The sequence below is a fragment of the Hyphomonas oceanitis genome, assembly GCF_036964545.1.
Taxonomy (GTDB): Bacteria; Pseudomonadota; Alphaproteobacteria; order Caulobacterales; family Hyphomonadaceae; genus Hyphomonas; species Hyphomonas oceanitis.
Genome location: NZ_JBALTL010000003.1, coordinates 1 through 18,393, shown reverse-complemented (window position 1 = coordinate 18,393; position 18,393 = coordinate 1). Strand labels below are relative to the sequence as shown.

The 18,393-nt window shown below is 56.3% G+C and carries 16 protein-coding genes and 1 tRNA gene; 12 read left to right on the top strand and 5 right to left on the bottom strand.

Translation table 11 applies throughout. The annotated features are described in order from the left end of the window. Window positions 1-117 precede the first annotated feature (117 nt). The gene (locus V7651_RS09170; RefSeq protein WP_035536300.1) at window positions 118-1,005 is read left to right on the top strand and encodes an RNA polymerase factor sigma-32; all 888 of its coding nucleotides are present in this window, start codon (window positions 118-120) and stop codon (window positions 1,003-1,005) included. 5 nt (window positions 1,006-1,010) lie between these two features. Here the strand turns inward: V7651_RS09170 and V7651_RS09165 are convergent, their stop codons facing one another. The 3 genes from V7651_RS09165 to V7651_RS09155 all read right to left on the bottom strand — a co-directional run bounded on the left by V7651_RS09165 (window position 1,011) and on the right by V7651_RS09155 (window position 4,117). Next, entirely contained in the window at window positions 1,011-2,723 is a 1,713-nt protein-coding gene (locus tag V7651_RS09165) for a DUF2207 domain-containing protein (RefSeq protein ID WP_335613004.1), read from the bottom strand. Beyond that, window positions 2,720-3,283, bottom strand: coding sequence for a LemA family protein (locus V7651_RS09160; protein ID WP_156950382.1), 564 nt, complete (start codon window positions 3,281-3,283; stop codon window positions 2,720-2,722). Before V7651_RS09160 ends, V7651_RS09165 begins: the two co-directional genes overlap by 4 nt. Window positions 3,284-3,352: 69 nt before the next feature. Then, window positions 3,353-4,117, bottom strand: coding sequence for a thermonuclease family protein (locus V7651_RS09155; protein WP_335613003.1), 765 nt, complete (start codon window positions 4,115-4,117; stop codon window positions 3,353-3,355). A gap of 131 nt (window positions 4,118-4,248) precedes the next feature. Here V7651_RS09155 and V7651_RS09150 point away from each other — a divergent pair. Both V7651_RS09150 and V7651_RS09145 read left to right on the top strand, forming a co-directional pair. Further along, window positions 4,249-4,325, top strand: a tRNA-Arg gene (locus tag V7651_RS09150). Between the two features lie 99 nt (window positions 4,326-4,424). Then, on the top strand, window positions 4,425-5,639 hold the full coding sequence (locus V7651_RS09145) for a tyrosine-type recombinase/integrase (RefSeq protein ID WP_335613002.1): 1,215 nt from the start codon (window positions 4,425-4,427) through the stop codon (window positions 5,637-5,639). Between the two features lie 88 nt (window positions 5,640-5,727). Here V7651_RS09145 and V7651_RS18680 read toward each other — a convergent pair whose 3' ends face one another. Further along, window positions 5,728-5,976: a transcriptional regulator gene (locus V7651_RS18680; RefSeq protein ID WP_418887236.1), complete on the bottom strand. Its 249-nt coding sequence runs from the start codon at window positions 5,974-5,976 to the stop codon at window positions 5,728-5,730. 68 nt (window positions 5,977-6,044) lie between these two features. On the opposite strand from V7651_RS18680, the gene V7651_RS09140 reads away from it, so the two are divergent. From V7651_RS09140 to V7651_RS09105, 8 genes are all read left to right on the top strand, one after another. Next, the gene (locus V7651_RS09140; RefSeq protein WP_335613001.1) at window positions 6,045-6,554 is read left to right on the top strand and encodes a hypothetical protein; all 510 of its coding nucleotides are present in this window, start codon (window positions 6,045-6,047) and stop codon (window positions 6,552-6,554) included. 391 nt (window positions 6,555-6,945) lie between these two features. After that, window positions 6,946-7,554 (top strand): restriction endonuclease subunit S, encoded by a 609-nt coding sequence (locus V7651_RS09135; RefSeq protein WP_335613000.1) that lies wholly within the window; start codon window positions 6,946-6,948, stop codon window positions 7,552-7,554. Next, window positions 7,551-9,068 (top strand): type I restriction-modification system subunit M, encoded by a 1,518-nt coding sequence (locus V7651_RS09130; protein ID WP_335612999.1) that lies wholly within the window; start codon window positions 7,551-7,553, stop codon window positions 9,066-9,068. The genes V7651_RS09135 and V7651_RS09130 overlap by 4 nt, the downstream gene beginning before the upstream one ends. Window positions 9,069-9,147: 79 nt before the next feature. After that, window positions 9,148-10,245: a restriction endonuclease subunit S gene (locus V7651_RS09125; protein ID WP_335612998.1), complete on the top strand. Its 1,098-nt coding sequence runs from the start codon at window positions 9,148-9,150 to the stop codon at window positions 10,243-10,245. After that, window positions 10,242-11,603, top strand: a complete 1,362-nt coding sequence (locus tag V7651_RS09120; protein WP_335612997.1) for an anti-phage deoxyguanosine triphosphatase — start codon at window positions 10,242-10,244, stop codon at window positions 11,601-11,603. Before V7651_RS09125 ends, V7651_RS09120 begins: the two co-directional genes overlap by 4 nt. 10 nt (window positions 11,604-11,613) lie before the next feature. Further along, on the top strand, window positions 11,614-12,693 hold the full coding sequence (locus V7651_RS09115) for a DUF4917 family protein (RefSeq protein WP_335612996.1): 1,080 nt from the start codon (window positions 11,614-11,616) through the stop codon (window positions 12,691-12,693). Next, complete coding sequence (locus tag V7651_RS09110) at window positions 12,690-15,944, top strand: type I restriction endonuclease subunit R (RefSeq protein WP_335612995.1); 3,255 nt, start codon at window positions 12,690-12,692, stop codon at window positions 15,942-15,944. Before V7651_RS09115 ends, V7651_RS09110 begins: the two co-directional genes overlap by 4 nt. Further along, window positions 15,941-16,666, top strand: coding sequence for a M48 family metallopeptidase (locus V7651_RS09105; RefSeq protein WP_335612994.1), 726 nt, complete (start codon window positions 15,941-15,943; stop codon window positions 16,664-16,666). Before V7651_RS09110 ends, V7651_RS09105 begins: the two co-directional genes overlap by 4 nt. A gap of 7 nt (window positions 16,667-16,673) precedes the next feature. Here the strand turns inward: V7651_RS09105 and V7651_RS09100 are convergent, their stop codons facing one another. After that, the gene (locus tag V7651_RS09100) at window positions 16,674-17,582 is read right to left on the bottom strand and encodes a restriction endonuclease (RefSeq protein WP_335612993.1); all 909 of its coding nucleotides are present in this window, start codon (window positions 17,580-17,582) and stop codon (window positions 16,674-16,676) included. 558 nt (window positions 17,583-18,140) lie between these two features. On the opposite strand from V7651_RS09100, the gene V7651_RS09095 reads away from it, so the two are divergent. Then, a partial coding sequence (locus tag V7651_RS09095; protein WP_335612992.1) for an antirestriction protein ArdA occupies window positions 18,141-18,393 on the top strand: 253 nt, incomplete at its 3' end.

Sequence of the window (18,393 nt, the reverse complement as noted above, 5' to 3'; positions counted from 1 at the left end):
CAGGGTCAAGCGGGCCGCCGCCCGTGAAAATATCAAGGCCCGCTGATCCGATCGCAGCGCCGATGCGTAAAGCAAAGGTATCGGAATTGTCCGGATCATTTCGGGAGAGTCTGAACCATGGCGAGCGCATACGATTCCAACGGACCGGCCGACCGAGCCTTTGTCCGCACCGCCATGAAGGCGCCCATGCTCGAGCAACAGCACGAGCTGGACCTCGCCCGCCGCTGGCGCGATGAGGAAGATGAAGCCGCCCTCCACGAACTCACCACCGCCTATATGCGTCTCGTCATCTCGATGGCCACGCGCTTCCGTCACTATGGCCTGCCCATGTCCGACCTTGTGTCGGAGGGCAATGTCGGCCTGATGATGGCCGCCGCCCGGTTCGAGCCGTCGCGCGAAGTGCGCTTCTCCACCTATGCCAGCTGGTGGATCCGCTCCTCGATCCAGGACTATGTCCTGCGCAACTGGTCCATCGTGCGCACCGGCACAACGTCGGCCCAGAAATCCCTCTTCTTCAATCTCCGCCGCCTGCGCGCCCAGATCGACGACACGGGCGATGGCGTGATGACCAAAGAGAACACGTCCTGGATTTCCGAACATCTCGGCGTCCCGGTCCGCGATGTTGAATCCATGGCCTCGCGCCTGTCGGCCAGCGACCGCTCGCTGAACGCCCCCATGGTCGCCGATGGCGATGGCGAATGGCAGGATTTGATTGTCGACGGTTCGGCCATTCCGGAAGACCAGGTCATGACGGACCACGATTCCACGCGCCGCAAGGAATGGATCGCCGATGCCCTGAAGGCGCTGAACGAGCGCGAGACCCATATCATCCTGCAGCGCCGCCTCTGCGACGAGTCCGTTACGCTGGAAGCGCTCGGCATCGAGCTTGGTATCTCAAAGGAACGTGTCCGCCAGATCGAGCATCAGGCCCTCGGCAAATTGCGCAAGGCGCTCGTGCGTATCGTTGGCGATCCGGAAGACTCAGGCCTTATCCCGAACGTCTGAGGCGGCTACCAGCCACCGCCGCCACCGCCACCGCCGCCCCCACCGGAGAAGCCGCCCCCGCCAGAGCCGGACGAGCTTGAGCTTTGCGGCATTGAACTCGTAACGCCCGAGCTGATCGAGCTGACCATGCCGCTCGTCATATGGCCCACATCGCTGAACCCGTTCGCGGCCATATTGGTCCAGACCGGATTATAGGCCTTCGCCGCTTCCGGCATCAGTTTCTCGAAATGCTTCGTCCACGGCTTTTCCACGTCCAGCGCAATCGCATAGGGCAGGAAGGTCTCATAGCGCTCTGCCGTCATCGGCGGCGGCGCTTCGCTCCCCACCTCGACAGCGTTCAGCTGCAGCTTCTCGGCCGTCTCCATATACAGCTTGAAGCCTTCAATTTCGGTGCGCACATTCTGGCCGAGTTTCGTCGGCGCCGGCATCAGATACATGAACCAGCCATTCAGCGCGATAATGCCGATGACCAGGCCCATATGCCACCACGACCATTGCGTCGCCTGCAACACGGCCAGTGTGATCGCCCCGCCGCTCAGCAGGATGGCGATGATAGTGTAGCCGATATTCCAGCGGAAATACGTGTCGCCATATTTGCGCTCAAGCGTCGATGTGAATTTTGTATAGGTCTTGAGGAAGGCGGGATCAGTCACCTTGCCCAGCATCCGCGTTGCTTGTGCGCCGAAAAGGCCTGCCTCCAGATTCAGGTCTTCCGCCGCCAGCGTGGCGGACTTCTGCCGGGTTTCGGTGCGCGTCAGTGTCGTAACCTTGTCCTTGCCGGCATCGATGATGAGGTGCCCCTTCACGGCCAGGTTCATCAGTGTGGCGATCAGCGCCTTGTGTCCCGAAAGGCCCCGATTGTAGATGTAATGCACGGCGGCCGGTGAATAGTCTTCTGGTGGCGCATAATGCGGAAACACCGGCCCCTTCACAGGGTCGCGCCCGACGCGATTGAAGTTGCGCCATGAAAACCAGAACACACCCAGCAGGGACGCGATCAGGATCGCCAGCGCGCCATTGCGTTGCCACCAGCGCCGCGTCTCGTCCGCGTTCGAAGGCGGGTCGATCAGTCCTTTCTCAATGCCGACAGTGACGGTCAGGCCTTGGCCAGGCTGCAAGGGACGTGTCGTTGTGAACCGCTGCACATTGCCTTCGTCACGATAGGAAGAGTCGGAATGTGCGGCGCCCACCGCACCCGTATAGGACGCGTGTTCTTTCACCTGAACGCCTTCGGGAAAGGTGATTGTCACGTCGGCCACATCAATCGGGAAGTCCCAGTAATTGCCTGTGGCATTCCAGTAGAATTCATCCATGTCGTCGAAATAACGCACCTGATTCTTCACCCGGTAGCGGATCTCGTAAATATGCTCACCATTCTCGAGATAGGTATTCGCATCCCCGATTCGCAGCTGCATCGCATTGCCGTCGGTCGAGGTCTCATAGGGCTCGCGCACCCCGTCCCGCGTCACGCTCAATATCTTGTAGTCGAAGGGCAACTTGGCGCCTTCATCTTCATAATAGCGCGGCAGCAGACGGAATATCCCGCGCTGGATCTGGTAGCCCTCCGCCGTCACGTCGAGCGTCTCGCTGACCACGATATCGCCGTCGCGTTCCACATTGATCGCCACATCAAACCGGTTGATCCGCTCCTCCGCCGTGGCGGTTAGTACGAACAGCGCGGCCATCAGGCCCAGAAGAAAGCGACGTATACCCATCATGCGCCCCGGAAGTTGACGTTCGGCAACGCCCGGTCGGCCGTCTCGATCTCGAAGAACGGGCTCTGCTGGAAGCCGAACGGTCCCGCCATCAGGTTCGCGGGGAAACTCTCCACCGCAATGTTCAGCTCGCGCACCGCGCCATTGAAGAAGCGCCGCGCCATCTCGATCTTGTTCTCGGTGTCGACCAGTTCTTTCTGAAGGTCGAGAAAGTTCTGGTTCGCCTTGAGGTCCGGATAGGCCTCAGCCACGGCCACCAGCCGCGCCACGGGTTGCGACAGGGCCGACTCGGCCGTGCCGCGCGCCACGGGGTCATCGCCCGCCGCCAGCGCCGCGCCGCGTTTCGCCACCACTTCCTGGAACAGCGTGTTCTCGTGCGCGGCATAGCCCCTCACCGTCTCGATCAAGCGCGGGATCAGGTCCGCCCGCCGCTTCAGCTGAACGTCCACATCGGCCCAGCCATTGCGCACCATCTGCCGCTTCTGCACCAGTCCGTTATAGATCAGGATGACCGCGACCAGCACGATAACGCCCAGTCCGATCAGGATATATATGCCCAGCATGCGCGTCGTCTCCCAGTGGTTTGACTGTCCTTGTATCGGACAAACGCAGCCGCTTGTGAATGCCCGCCCCTAATCGCGCGGCAGTGTCTCCAGGTTCAACGGATGCGAAATCTCCAGCTTGCCCCTGTAAACATAGCCTCGTGCCCGCACCGCCGTGCCCATTGGCGTCTGGCACAGCGCCGCCGCCGAGGTCTGGATTTCCAGCGTCAGCGCCGACTCCGCGAGCGCCAGCTCGCACGAGGCGCCCTGCTCATCGGTGCTGAGGCGCTCGCCCGTCACGCCCTCCACCAGCTGGAACTTCTCGAACGGCTCCGGCAGGTCACTCGCCACGGGAATGCGATAGGCCTTCGTCTTCCAGAGGCCCAGTTTCGCCTCACGGGCCTTGGCCTCCGGCGCCAGCAGCAAACCGTTCGCCCCGGCCGTATCCGGATACACCCGCACCCGCGCCCCGCCGCGCGCCACCATCTCCCGGTTCAGCCACAGGTCCGGCCCCAGCGCGTCCGTCGTCATCACATGCGCCAGCGCCCGGTCATACCGGTCGCGCGTCAGCCCGGCATAGAAGAGTTGCACCTCGCGCCCAAGCGCCATGTCCTCCAGCATCCGCTTGGACTCTGTGTAGAACGGCGCCCCCTCCCGGTCCTTGTAGGGCCCGGCAGGCGCCTCGATCCCGATCAGCCGCACGCTCTGCCCAGTGTCCAGCACGAGCGCGTCACCATCGATTACGCGCACCACGCGGCCATGCTCGCCGGGCTGCGTTCCGGCCAGCGGATCGGGCCCGCTACAGGCGGCCAGCACCAGAAGCGCCCCGAAAAGGCCCTGCCACACCCCGGTCACGCCCCGCAAACTCCCCTGAACAACCCTTGAATACCCCACGAACACCCTGTCTTAACACGCGGAGGCCCCGCGAAAACCACCCATGACAGGCTTCAATCCCGCACCGGCATGCCGTATAGCCTACCCCGTGTGGTCCCGTAGCTCAGCAGGATAGAGCAACAGATTCCTAATCTGTAGGTCGCGCGTTCGAATCGCGCCGGGGCCACCAAAAGAACATTAAAAACAATGTATTATAAATTTGAAAAAGTTAGACTTTGCTCACAAATGGCTCCGTGGTAACCATACGGTAACCGGAGATCAAAAACTCATGGCAAAACTGCGCCTTACGGATACCTGGCTTTCGGCTGTGACCGACGCCGGAGACTATTCCGACACGATCGAATCCTGCCTGAAAGTACGGGTGGCCAAGACCGGCGCAAAGACATTTTCGGCTGTGCGGAAGCTGAGCGGCAAGACGGTGCGGGTCCGCATTGGCGCCTATCCCGAGATCGGCCTCCGAGAGGCCAGAATGCGCGCCGGAGAGTTCCGGGAATTACGTACGCTGGCGCCTACTGCGGCCGCGCGGGCGGAGGCGGTGGCCGATGCCGTGTCAGCGTCTGCCGCCAACTTTTTTGCCGACTACGTTGCCGATATGAAAGCCCGGGGTGTGAAATCCTATGGGCGCATCAAGGGCACGCTGATGGACGGGAAGTATGCGCTGCTGCCCTTCCTGGTGGAGCGGCATGGCGGCATGCCGCGCGCGGGGGAAGTGACGATCCATGACCTCCAGGCCTGGATGGCAGAAAGCTACGCCCGAAGTCCGAACTATGCGCCGCACCTTCGCTCCTACATTGTCACGGCTTGGAAATGGGCGGTGAAGAACCGGTACGACTTCCGCGGTGGCGCGCGCGATTATGGCATCACCTCAAACATAGCCGAACAGCTGCCGACGGTGCCCAAGGGCAAACCGGGTGACCGGTATCTCTCGAACGACGAACTAAAGACGCTCTGGCATGCGTTGGACGAGAACCATCCAACGCACCGCGTTTTGAAACTGATGATCGCCATGGGCGGCCTGCGCGTGACGGAAGTGAGCATGAGCCTCGCCGCCAACTGGCGCGATGGGTGGCTGGCCTTACCAGAGACCAAGAACGGCAAGTCGCATCGTCTACCGATTACCACGACCGCTGCTCCGCTTGTCGCGCGGTGTCTTGATCTGGCGCACCCGCGCTCGCCCTACCTCCTGTCCAATCCTCGCGATCCAGCAGAGCCGCTGACGATCGCCGCTATTTCACGTGGGGCGAAGCGGTTAAACAAGCAGCTCGGTTTTCCGGACTGGAATCCGCGTGACCTGCGCCGCACGATGAAGACACATCTCATTGATGCGGGGGTCGACGAACGCTGGTTGGACATCTGGCATAACCATGGCCAGACCGCGAGCGTGGCACGCAAGCACTATATCCGGGCGGAGTATGCGGATTTGAAGCGGGATGTGGCGGAGGCGATTGATGGGTGGCTGGGGCCGGTGTTGGCGTTAGGTTGAGTCAGCTTTATTTGAAACTGGGACTATGGAATCGATCGGCAAATCGGAGAGTATGATACACGCTTCTCAAACTGCGCGCTCACCGACTTCATTTGTTCAGCCTTACGCCCACACCACCATCCTTGGTTTCATTGTGACTAAGGAAAACAACTCCCCCTTCTTCCAGCGCGCGACGCACAGCTTCTACATTTGCCTCCGTACTTGCCGAAGGTCCCCGGGCACCCTCCATCCGACGGACGGTAGGCACAGACAACTTTGCTACCTCAGCTAGTTTCGGCTGCGTCCAATCTAGAAGGGCGCGCGCGGCCCGAATTTGGGCGGAAGTTAAAACTGTCATTATCTTTTTACAATCATATTTACTTAAAACGATCACGCTGTTATGGTGCGTGCACCTAAACGACTCACATGTACCATAAAGGTAAACCAATGTCGCGACGCCCTCTTGGCGCGGCGGATGCTGATTCACGCGCTATTCTTGAACTCTCACGCCGGCAAATCATCGCGGGATCAGTTGCGGTCGCTACTGTAAAAGATCTCCCCGCGCAGACGGATGCGTCTGTCGACGTTTGCAGAGCCTGGCTCGCTCGCGAGGAAGAACACGAAGCTCTGATAAGACGTTGGCAAAAGCTCGAAAACTATCTCATTCACGAGCGAAGCTGGCTCGAACTTTCTGAGCAGGAGTGCGCCGCTATTCCTGAGGTTGCAGAGCTGGATTCAATCGACGAGCGCCTGGACGCATTGCATGCGACGAAGCATGGTCTTCTCACTGCCCTGCCAGCCTTACGTGCAAGCACTCCTCAAGGTCTCGCTCTGAAACTTTCCGTCGCTGCGATCATCGTCCGACCAGATGAGAATGAGGACGCACACAATCTTGTAATCAGCATCCTGCGCGACTTGCAGAAGTTAAAGGTGTAATCGGTTACCTGTCAGCTGCAAACGACGGCGGTGCGATAAACGATGCACAACGGCCCAGCCTCTTTCCCGTGCGATCGGGGTAAAGGCTTGCCAGTCGCGCGCTCTTGCCGGGAGAGAGGTTGGTCGCCCAGGATGATGGCCTTGTGAATCGATTTCGGCAATCGATCCTGCGGAGGCGAGTTTGTGGCGAAACGGCACGGCGTGGCTCGATAGTACTTACCTCACATTTCCCCAAACGATAAATCCGACCGTGAATGGGGTCGGCGCAATACCTGCATACCACTAGGCAACGTGTGGGCTCATCGACATTATGGTAGATAGTAAATATGCATCATTATGTATGATGCAAAAAAAGATTTGCATTGCTCCTTCTGCGATGTATATATGCCTCATGTCGAATGATGCAAAAATTCTTGAATTGATGGAAGTGGCCGATGTTTCGGCAGGCTATCCTTTGCGAAGTTCAGCGGAAGCGCTGGATAAGGGGGGCGTTCATTTCATCCAACTCAAGCACGTCGACACGGAGGCTGAGCTTGACTGGGCTTGCGTTCCGACTGTCGCGCTCCCTTCGAAGCGAGATCCTCAATGGCTAACCGACGACGACGTTATTTTCGCGGCGCGGGGAACGCGTACATTCGCCTATCCGCTAATGAATACGCCTGACCATACAGTATGCGCTCCGCAGTTCTTTGTGTTGAGCGCAGCCGACAAGGGTCGCGTGCTGCCCGGGTTCCTCGCATGGCAGATCAATCAACGGCCTGCACAAGAGTATCTCGCACAGCGATCCACTGGCGCGCACATCCCAAATGTTCGTCGCCGGGCTCTGGAGGAGATGCCGATTATTGTTCCCTCCCTGGCCCAGCAGGAAGTGATCGTCGAGCTTTGGCGGGCCGCGCGAGAAGAGCGCGCCACGCTCACCCGACTCATGGAAAACAGAACACAGCAAATGGAGGCCCTGGCATTGGGTCTCTTTCAGAATGCGCAGAGGGCAAGACCATGACCAAGCAAGTCAAACAGGAAGACATCAATAACGCCGTCTGGAAAGCGTGTGACACGTTCCGGGGCACGGTCGATGCATCGATCTACAAGGATTATGTCCTGACGATGCTGTTCTTGAAGTACATCAGTGATGTCTGGCAGGACCATCAGGATGGTTACGCGAAGGAGTATGGTGACGAACCAGATCTGATCGCAGAAATGATGAAGGCCGAGCGGTTCAGCTTGCCCAAAGGCGCCGACTTCTATTCAATCTACGCCCGTCGCCATGAAGCTGGAAATGGCGAACGGATCGACAAGGCCCTGCACGCGATTGAAGAGGCCAATATCACCAAACTTCGGGACGTATTTCAGGACATCAGCTTCAATTCAAATCGCTTGGGCGAGGAGTCACAAAAGAACGAATTGCTGCGCGACCTGCTGGAGGACTTTCATCGGGACACGATGAACCTGCGGCCGAGCCGGATTGGCCAGTTGGACATCATTGGCAATGCTTACGAGTTCCTGATCAAGCAGTTCGCGGCAAGCTCCGGGAAGAGCGCGGGCGAGTTCTACACGCCCCCGGAAGTCTCGGAATTGATGTCAAAGCTGGTCGATCCCAAGGAAGGCGACGAGATCTGCGACCCCGCCTGCGGGTCTGGCTCATTGCTGATGAAATGCGGACGCCTCATTCATGAGCGCTATGGCTCCAAAAAATATGCCCTGTACGGTCAAGAGGCGATCGGCTCCACCTGGGCACTCGCCAAGATGAACATGTTCCTGCATGGCGAAGATAACCACCGTGTTGAATGGGGCGACACCATTCGAAATCCTAAGCTTTTGGATGGGGACGACAAGCTGAAGCATTTCGACATTGTTGTCGCAAATCCCCCGTTCAGCCTGGATAAGTGGGGCCATGGCACGGCGGAAGATGATAAATTTGGCCGCTTTCGGCGCGGCTTGCCACCGCGCACCAAGGGCGACTACGCCTTCATTCTGCACATGGTCGAGACCCTGAAACCCAAGACCGGACGTATGGCCGTGGTAGTTCCGCATGGCGTTCTGTTTCGAGGCGCGGCGGAGGGAAAGATACGCAAGAAACTGGTCGACGAAAACCTGATCGATGCCGTGATCGGCCTGCCGGAGAAACTGTTCTACGGAACGGGCATTCCGGCGGCGATCCTTGTGCTGAGAAAGCGCAAATCGGATGAGGCGACGCTGTTCATTGATGCCAGCCGGGATTTTGTGTCCGGCAAGAACCAGAACCAGCTGAGCGAAGACAACTTGAAGGCGATCATGAAGGCTTACGAGGCGCGCGATCCGAAAGGCGTGGAAAAATATGCCGCTCTGGTTAGTCGTGAAGAGATGGCGGCAAACGACTACAATCTCAACATTCCCCGTTATGTCGATACATTCGAGGCCGAGCCTGAGATTGACTTGATGGCGGTGCGAGCTGAGCGCGAGACGCTGAAGGCGGAACTCGCTGAGCTGGAAGCGAAAATGGACTTGTATTTGAAGGAGCTGGGTTATGCCTCCTGAGGGGTGGTCGACTGTCCGGCTAGGTGATGTGTTCAAGAGCCGCAGAACCAGAGGCGTCGCTGGGCTGCCAACCCTTTCGGTGACCCTTCATGACGGACTTGTTGAACGCGATAGTTTGGAGCGGAAAACTGACACCAATCTCGCTCCGGAAGATCACTTGCGCGTCGAGGCGGGCGACATTGCATACAATATGATGCGGATGTGGCAGGGGGCTTCCGGTTTGGCCAGATATCCAGCGCTTGTCAGTCCTGCCTATGTCGTTCTGAAGCCGACACCAAGAATCGATCCGCTATTTGCGGCTTATCTCTTCAAATCGTCACGAATGATCTATCTGCTTTGGGCCTATTCCTATGGGCTCACATCGGATCGCTTGCGGCTCTATTTCGATGACTTTTCGCTCATTCCCGTCGACCTTCCTCCCATTGAGGAACAGCGGCGGATTGCGGAGATCCTAGCCACCTGGGACCGCGCGATTGACACCACCGAAAAGCTCATCGTCGCCAGCGAGGCCCAGAAAAAAGCGCTCATGCAGCAACTCCTCACCGGCGAGAAACGCTTGCCGGGATTTGAAGGAAAGTGGCTTGCAATCAAGCTCAGCGCGGCTGTTCAGGTTGATCCCGAGACGCTTAGCGAAGCAACATCGCCCGACTTTGGTTTTCGATACATCTCACTGAGCGAAGTCGCCGACGGCGAGGTGGCCAATAAACTATCCCAAATGAGATTCGGGAATGCTCCATCACGTGCTCGGAAGATCGTTCGTCAAGGCGATATAATTATGTCGACGGTTCGTCCCAATCTTCAGGGTTTTGCCAAAATTCGCCGAAGCGATGCAGACTTAGTAGCCTCTACCGGATTCGCAGTGCTAAGGGCCACACCAAAAGCCGATATCGACTTCATATTGCACTGGCTTTTTTCCGAGTCCGTATCGCGTCAGCTTCATGGATTGGTAGCTGGCTCAAACTACCCAGCCGTCAGCACCAAAGAAGTCAAGGCGCTCGAACTATATTGTCCGCCTTTGGACGAACAGCGTGCTGTGGCGCTTCGGCTAAATATTGCCGACCGGAATGCGACAATCCTTCGTCAAAAACTTCAAACCCTAAGAACCGAAAAAGCCGCCCTGATGCAGCAACTCCTCACCGGAAAGCGGCGCGTCAACATAAAGGAGATGGCGGCATGATCTGGTTTGATCGAAAAGAGCAATGGCGACCGCAATCAGAGGACGCCCGGGAAGCTGGCGATATCGATTATGCGCGTGTCATCCATTCGGCATCGTTTCGGCGGCTCCAAGGAAAGACGCAAATCTTGAATCTCGGCGACAGTGACTTCTATCGCACCAGGCTGACGCATTCTCTTGAGGTCGCGCAAATTGCAGGCGGACTCACCAAGCAACTCGCGAAGGATTATGCGGGTAAAGAAGTGGTGAAGCATCTTCCGGACAGGAGTCTTGTGCAAGCAATCGGGTGTACCCATGATTTGGGGCACCCACCGTTCGGTCATGGCGGCGAAGTGGCGCTCAACTACTGCATGCGGAAAGATGGTGGTTTCGAAGGCAACGGGCAGACGCTGCGAATTCTTTCCAAACTCGAAAATTTTTCGAAAGCAGCCGGCGCGAACCTATCCCGAAGAACGCTATTGGGCGTCCTGAAATATCCCGCTTCGTTCAGCGTTACAAACAAGCTCAACCCCAAGCTAGATGAAACACCCTCTTCAATTAGGTTGATCAATGTGAAGGCCTCTAATCCGCCGAAGTGCTATCTCGACTCGGAACAGGAGGTCGTTGATTGGATTCTTGAGAAGGTTGATCAAGGCGAACGTGAGGAGTTTCAGCGCGTCGAAGAAAAGCGAGACAAAAACGGCAATCCGACACATAACAAGCCGATACATAAATCTCTCGATTGCAGCATTATGGATGTCGCTGATGACATATCATACGGCGTTCATGATCTCGAAGACGCTATCGCGGTCGGACTTTTGACGAAGGAAGAATTTTTCGGTGCGGTCCTAACGACTGAGTGCCAATCGTTCATCGACGCGCTGAAGCAGAAATATCCGGACGACTATGGAAATGTGGACGACGACAAAGTCCGCGAACTGTTCATAGAGATGTTGTTCTCAGGTAGCGATGGTCGGAAGCACTGCATTAGTAGACTCGTCCATCACTTCATGACGGCAATCGAATTTGAAGAGCGAACCGAGTTTTCTGACCCTCTTTTGCGATATCGAGCAAAACTCAAAAGACCTCAGCGACAGTTTCTTGATGCCCTTCACGACGTGGTTCGCGATGAAGTCATTCTGGATCCAGGAGTTCAACACTTGGAATTCAAAGGTCAGAAAATGGTAGTCTCGGTGTTTGAGGCATTAGCTTCCGACCCTAAACGACTGCTTCCTCGCTATGCCTACGCGCTCTACGAAATATCTGAGACACCTCAACGTGTGATCTGCGACCACGTTGCTGGCATGACAGACGCATATCTATTGAAAACATACGAACGCCTCTTCAGCCCACGCATGGGCTCAGTCTTTGATAATTTGTGAGGGGGTTCAGATGCCTCGTATTTCGACTTTTGACGAAGCCATTGCTGACAGCGCGCAATTTACTAAACGCCATCTGTTGCTTGGGAATGGTTTCAGTATTGGATGCCGTGCCGAGATATTTCACTATGCCTCTCTATACGCACAGGCGGATTTTTCCGCCATTCCTGAAGTACAGCAAGCATTTGAAGTTCTAGGCACTCAAGACTTTGAAGTCGTGATCAGAACCCTTGAAGCTGCTTCCAAATTGCTGCCCTTCTATGCGCCGGAGAGTAAGGTGGGCGCAAAGAGAATGATCGATCACGCCGAGGCGTTGAAAGAAATTCTTGTCTCTACTATCGCCGCGAACCACCCGGAGCGCCCGAACGATATATTTGATGATGAGTTTTGGGCGTGCCGTAGGTTTCTCAGCCATTTCCTGGCTGGAAACCAGCCAGGTCACGTCTTCTCGCTAAACTACGACCTCCTGCTCTATTGGACACTCATGCACGATGACGTCCCTGAGGAAGGGGCGCCTGTTAATCTTTCCAAGAACGACAGCTTTGGCAATGACGAGGATGATCCCGACACCGACTATGTCGTTTGGCAAGGAGAGACGGCGGCCCACTCAGCGAACATTCATTTCCTGCACGGTGCGGTGCACTTGTTTGATGCTGGATCCGAACTCCAGAAATACACTTGGGTGCGCAAAGGCGAACCTCTGGTAGATCAGTCGCGCGAAGCCATAGAGGCAGGGAAATTTCCGCTGTTCGTGGCTGAGGGAACTAGCGCGCAGAAGAAATCGAAAATTCGCCACCACGCGTACCTCTATCAGTGTTTCAAGGTGCTCACAGCGAATGCGGGCACAGGAACACATTGCTTCTTTGTGTTTGGGCATTCGCTGGCGGAAAATGATGATCATATTCTAAAACGCCTGGGCCGTGGCAAATTCCGCAAGATGTATGTCAGCCTGTATGGCGATCCGGAAAGCGAAGAAAACAAGCAGATCATCGCGAGGGCACAAGCATTGGCGGCACTGCGCTACGAACGCCACCCGCTCGAAGTGGTTTTCTTTGATGCTGCATCTGCAAACGTCTGGGGGGAGCCTGAGTGAGCCGACCCAACACCGCCGAAATTTATACGGCGCAAATTCCTGCTCTTCGCCTGCTGATGGCGATGGGGTGGGAGTATCTGCCGCCTGCTGCGTGCCTGGACATGCGAGGCGGGAACAAGGCCGTCGTGTTGAATAGCGTGCTGGTGGATGTTCTGAGGACTCGGCGATTTGAGTACAAAGGCGAGACCTATCCGCTTTCCACAAATGCCATCGACCAGATCGTTCGTGACCTGACCGCGCCGCACATGCAGGAAGGCCTGCTGACTGCGAGCGAGACGCTTTATAATAAGCTGCTACTGGGCATCACCGTTACAGAATTTGTGAATGGGAAGTCCCACTCGCCCACGATACCGATCATCGACTGGGACCAGCCCGCAAACAACACATTCACGGTGACGGAAGAGTTCGAAGTGCTGACGACCGATGGCACGCGGACGCGCCGGCCCGACATCGTTTGCTTCGTCAACGGCCTGCCTCTTGTGGTGATCGAAGCCAAGCGGCCCGACTCGGGTAACCCAAACAAGTCGATGCTTGAGGAGGGTATAAGTCAAACGATCCGGAACCAGAAGCAGGACGAGATCCCGCACCTGTTTGCCTATAGTCAGTTGCTGATGTCGATTAGTGGTGACGACGGTCGTTACGCGACGACCAAGACGCCAAAGAAGTTTTGGGCGAGATGGCGCGAGGAGGAGCTGAGTGAACAGCATGTCTCGGATCTGAAGAACGCAGCTCAGCCAACAGGCACGCTTAAACTGCTCAAGGGTCGTGGGAGGGGTGTCCAGGAACAGCTGACGGAGTTCTTTTCCGCCCCCCAGATGGTGACGGACCAGGACCGGTTACTCGTCAGCCTCTTGTCACACGGCCGCCTCCTCGAGTTCATGCGCTTCTTTATCTTCTTCGACCGAAAGGCAGGAAAGATTGCGGCGCGGTACCAACAGGTGTTCGGGATAAAGGCGCTCGTCGATCAGATTTCAAAGCTGCGCCCAGACGGCGGGCGCGAGGGCGGCGTGATCTGGCATACGACGGGGTCCGGCAAGAGCTTTACGATGGTCCTGCTTTGCAAGGCGCTGCTACTTTATCGCAGTCTGAGCGAATGCCGTGTCGTAGTCGTGACGGACCGGATTGATCTTGAGAAGCAATTGTCACGGACGTTTGCATCGGGCGGCGCACTCGGAAACAAGGCCAAACCCAAAGATGCGAAGGCGACCAGTGGGCAAGACCTCGCGCGCCGCATTGGCAAGGGTGATGAGCGTATTCTGTTCTCGACCGTACAGCGGTTTGCGAGCGCAGTGAGATCCCATGAGTGCTTCAATGGCAGCCCGAATATGATTGTTCTGGTTGATGAGGGGCATCGTGGCCAGAGCGGTGAAAATCACGAACGCATGAAGCAGGCTTTGCCCAATGCCTCTTTCATCGCATTTACAGGCACGCCCTTGCTGAAGGACGACAAGACAGCGAACAAGTTTGGACCCATCGTGCACGCCTATACCATGCAGCGTGCAGTTGAGGATGGAACCGTCACGCCGTTGCTGTATGAAGAACGGCGTCCGATTCTCGATATCAACGAGACGGCGATCGACAATTGGTTTGATCGGATCACGGGCGGACTATCGGATGATCAACGCCATGACCTGAAACAGAAGTACGGAAAAAAGGGTCACCTCTATGGTTCAGGAAATCGGATTGAGCTGATTGCCTGGGATATCGCCAGCCATTTCCACGAAAACTTCAAAACACTGGACAAAGACTTGAAAGGACAGCTTGCGACCGACAGCAAGCTGTCGGCCGTTCGATACAAGAAGGCGCTGGACGCGACAGGACTTGTGACCAGCGCGGTCATTATCTCCCCGCCGGACACACGGGAGGGGCACGAGGATGTTGATGAAGCCGAGCTACCCGAAGTGCAGCAATGGTGGAAGGATCACGTAACTGGCGATCCGGAGGAGTATGAACGCCAGGTGCTCGAGGATTTTGCCGAGCCTGGCGCGCCAGACATATTGATTGTTGTCGACAAGTTGCTCACCGGTTTTGATGAACCGAGCAATGCGGTTCTTTACATCGACAAACCCCTCAAGCAGCACAGTCTGATACAAGCAATTGCACGGGTGAATCGCTTGCATGAGCATAAACCGTACGGACTGCTCATAGACTATCGCGGTATTCTGAAAGAGCTCGATACCGCGATTACAGATTATCAGGACCTGGCGAAGCGGACGCAGGGCGGTTTTGATCTGGACGATATAGAGGGGCTCTACGCAGACGTTTCTACCGAGTACAAAAGACTGACCAAATTACATGACTGTCTGGTCGCGATATTTGCGAGCGTCGGGAACAAAGCAGACCGAGAGCAATACCGCCAAGTTCTAATCCCTCATTTCGAACAAGATTTTGCAGGCGCGATGGTCGATACGCGGCAGAAGGTGCGCGAAGATTTCTATGAGGCGTTAACCGAGTTTGGAATGTGCCTGAAGGTGGCGCTTGGCTCGCGCTCATTTTTTGAAGATGGCGCAGTCTCAGAAGAGCAGATCAGTACGTATAAGCGCGACCTCAAATTCTTTAGCGAAATTAGAAGGACTGCCAAACAAGACGCCCAAGAAACCGTCGATTTCAGCGCCTATGAAGATCAAATTAGACGGCTGGTCGACAAGTATGTTGTGGGTGAGGACATAGCTGAGTCAGCTGGCGTTTATCTCGTCAACGAATTAGGAAAACGGGAAAATCCAGAAGACTGGACCGAAGAGAAAGTCAGAAATGAGACGGATATCATTCGCTCTCGATTGAAGAAGACGATTGAGCAGGAACTTGCAGCGGATCCATACGCGCAGGCCCACTTTTCTGAACTTTTGCGTCTGGCGCTCAGAGAGGCCGATGCGCTCTTCGACCATCCGTATAAGCAATACGCCTTGTTCAAGGATCTGGAGGAGGATGTCTCTATACGAGGTAGTCTTGGAATTCCGAGTACCATTGCAGACAACCGGCACGCCTCTGCCTATTTTGGCATACTCAAGCAGGCGACTTCAGTCGATAGCATCGATCCTGACAGACTGATAAAATTGAGTGTGCAGATCGACGGATTTATAACCGATGCGGTTGCTGAACACTCCTTGAGCCCTCAGAGCATTGAAGCCGCAATTCGAAAGAACGTGCTGCCGCTCCTATTCAAGCAGGTGGGGCTCGAGAAGGCGAAGAACATTGTTGAAACGCTCGTTGAAGTGACCCGGCTCGGACTAGCCAGAGGGATGCTTAGATGAGTGCCTCAATCACTTATGGCGACGAGGTCATTCCGTTCCAGATTGTTCGCAACTCGAAAATTACTGGGAAGATCCGGATACATGTTCACCCGAACGGCATTGTCGAAGTCGAAGCGCCTCAGATGGAGGAAGAGGGAGAAATCGTAACTGCCCTCCGCAAACGGCTTCGTTGGGTGTCTACTCAGCTTGAGATCCAGAAGATCTCAAAAGCGCATGTTCTGCCAAGAACCTATGTCTCTGGAGAGACGCACTTTTACCTGGGGCGGCGCTATGTGTTGAAAATCATAAAGGACTGTGATGATTTTGAAAGCGTCAAGCTTATGGGGGGGCGGTTGCAGGTGACGGCAAAGTGCGAGAATGCCGAAGAGATCAGGGACAGGCTGAATCGTTGGTATCGGTCGCGCGCTATGGCGTACTTTTCGCGAAGACTTGAGGATCTGTCCGAGCACTTGTCCTGGGTCGACGCTACACCAAGGCTGAAGCTAAGGGTGATGAAGACGCAGTGGGGGAATTGTTCGCCCACGGGTGCGATTTGTCTCAACCCTCGTCTTGTTCGAGCTCCTCGAGACTGCATCGATTATGTTATTGTGCACGAACTTTGCCATATGTACGAACACAACCACAGCAAGCGCTTCTACGCGCTACTAGACAAGCAGTCCCCTAATTGGCGTCATGTGAAGACGAGGCTTGATGGCATGGCGGAAATGCTTTTGGCTGAATAGGTATTGATCATGCGTCGAAGAAGTCCTCATCCACTTTCTTCAGATGCAGGACGTCTTCATCACGACAGCCAATATTATATCTCAGCATGAGTTTGGAGAGCTGGGCGCCGTCTATAAGCACAATTCTGCTACCAAGCCCTCGCGCTGTTTCGATCGCAGAAGAGGAAAATGCCGACGTAGTCACGAAAATTCCTTTTGTCGCGCGTTTGAGGCTAAGCGCCCCAAAAAAATCCCGGATGGCGCCGGCGGAAATATTGTTTCCCTCCGCGTAGCGCTTTGCTTGTAGATAAATTTGATCGACCCCGAGCGGATCCTGGTCAATGACACCATCAACCCCATTGTCACCCGACTGACCGAGTGCGCGGCCTGCTTCTTCGCTAGTTCCACCATATCCCATCGCGACGAGTAGATTTACGATGAGGAGCTCGAAGAAAGCAGGTGACGCCTCTCGAACTCGGTCGAGTAAGTCGGCAGCAAGGCTTTCATTGATGCGGCTATGCGCTGAGCGCAACGCTTCATCGGGAGTGATTTCACTTATTGTCTCGTCGTTGAGAGGCTGCGTTTCATTTCGATCAACACTGCGACTTTGAAACGCAAGGAATTCTTCGAACTGTCTAAGATAGGTGTTGTCGATCTTTGCACTTGCATCAGCGAGCGCTTGGTGGCCGCGTGCTGTGATCACGAAATGAGCTCGTCGCGTCGGCTTAACTAGGCCCGCCTGCTTTAGATAGGTCTTCGCCCAATGCACCCGATTGGCAAAGATGGTCTGCTTTCCACTGGGAAGCAGCTCGTTGCGCTCGTTGTCGGTTAGTTTGAGTTCTCCTGCCAATGTATCGATGAGTTCCCCAATCCGCACTTCACCGCGTTCAGCGTGTTCAAGCACAGGGCGCATCAAGGATTGGTAGTCAGGTATCATCCGACAAGTTTTACAGGCTAAGCGTGCATTTGAAAGTAGAATTACGCGAACACCCCTCTGACGGGGGGGCTGTTCGGAGGCAGTGCGCACATCGCCTTGCTGCTGCCGGACTTCGCCCGGCATACCATCGGCCGGCAGACGGGCGAGACACCGACCTGGCGTCCGGCGATCACGCCCGCCTGTCTGATATGAGCACCGCCTCCGGCACGGCTCGTCTCCGGTCACGCCGCTGTGCGGCGCGCTGCGGGGGCTCACCGGCTTGTCGCCGCGCCTGCGCTTCCTCGCTGCGGGGCAGAGGGGGTCGTAGGCGCGATGGGAACACCGGCAGGATCGTGTGAAGGCATCGGGGAGCGTTTCCGGAATGCCGGTCCGGGGCGGACGGCGCGTATGCCAGCGCGCGGCCTGGCCGCAAGGGGGCGGGCTTTGAGGGCCGTCTGTTTCTGTGTGGCGTCCTACCTGTTCCCCTTGCAGCCAGTCCTAGTGCGCTCTGGCTGACGCGTCTTCCGCCGCCCCATCCCGTCTTGCCGGGAAAAGCGACAGGGCGGGAAGGAGGATGACATGGACACCAATGCTACAGCCGCACCGGCAGTGCCTTGCAGGGTAGAACGCCCTCGAATCTATGTGGCATGCCTTGCGGCCTATAATGGCGGCCGACTGCATGGACGGTGGATCGATGCGACCGAGCATGAAGCGGTATGGAAGGAGGTTCGTGCGATGCTTGCCGCTTCGCCTGAGCCCGATGCCGAGGAATGGGCCATTCACGGTGCGACCAGAAAGTCGCATCTGTTGAGTGAGGCAGGGATGCCTCTGG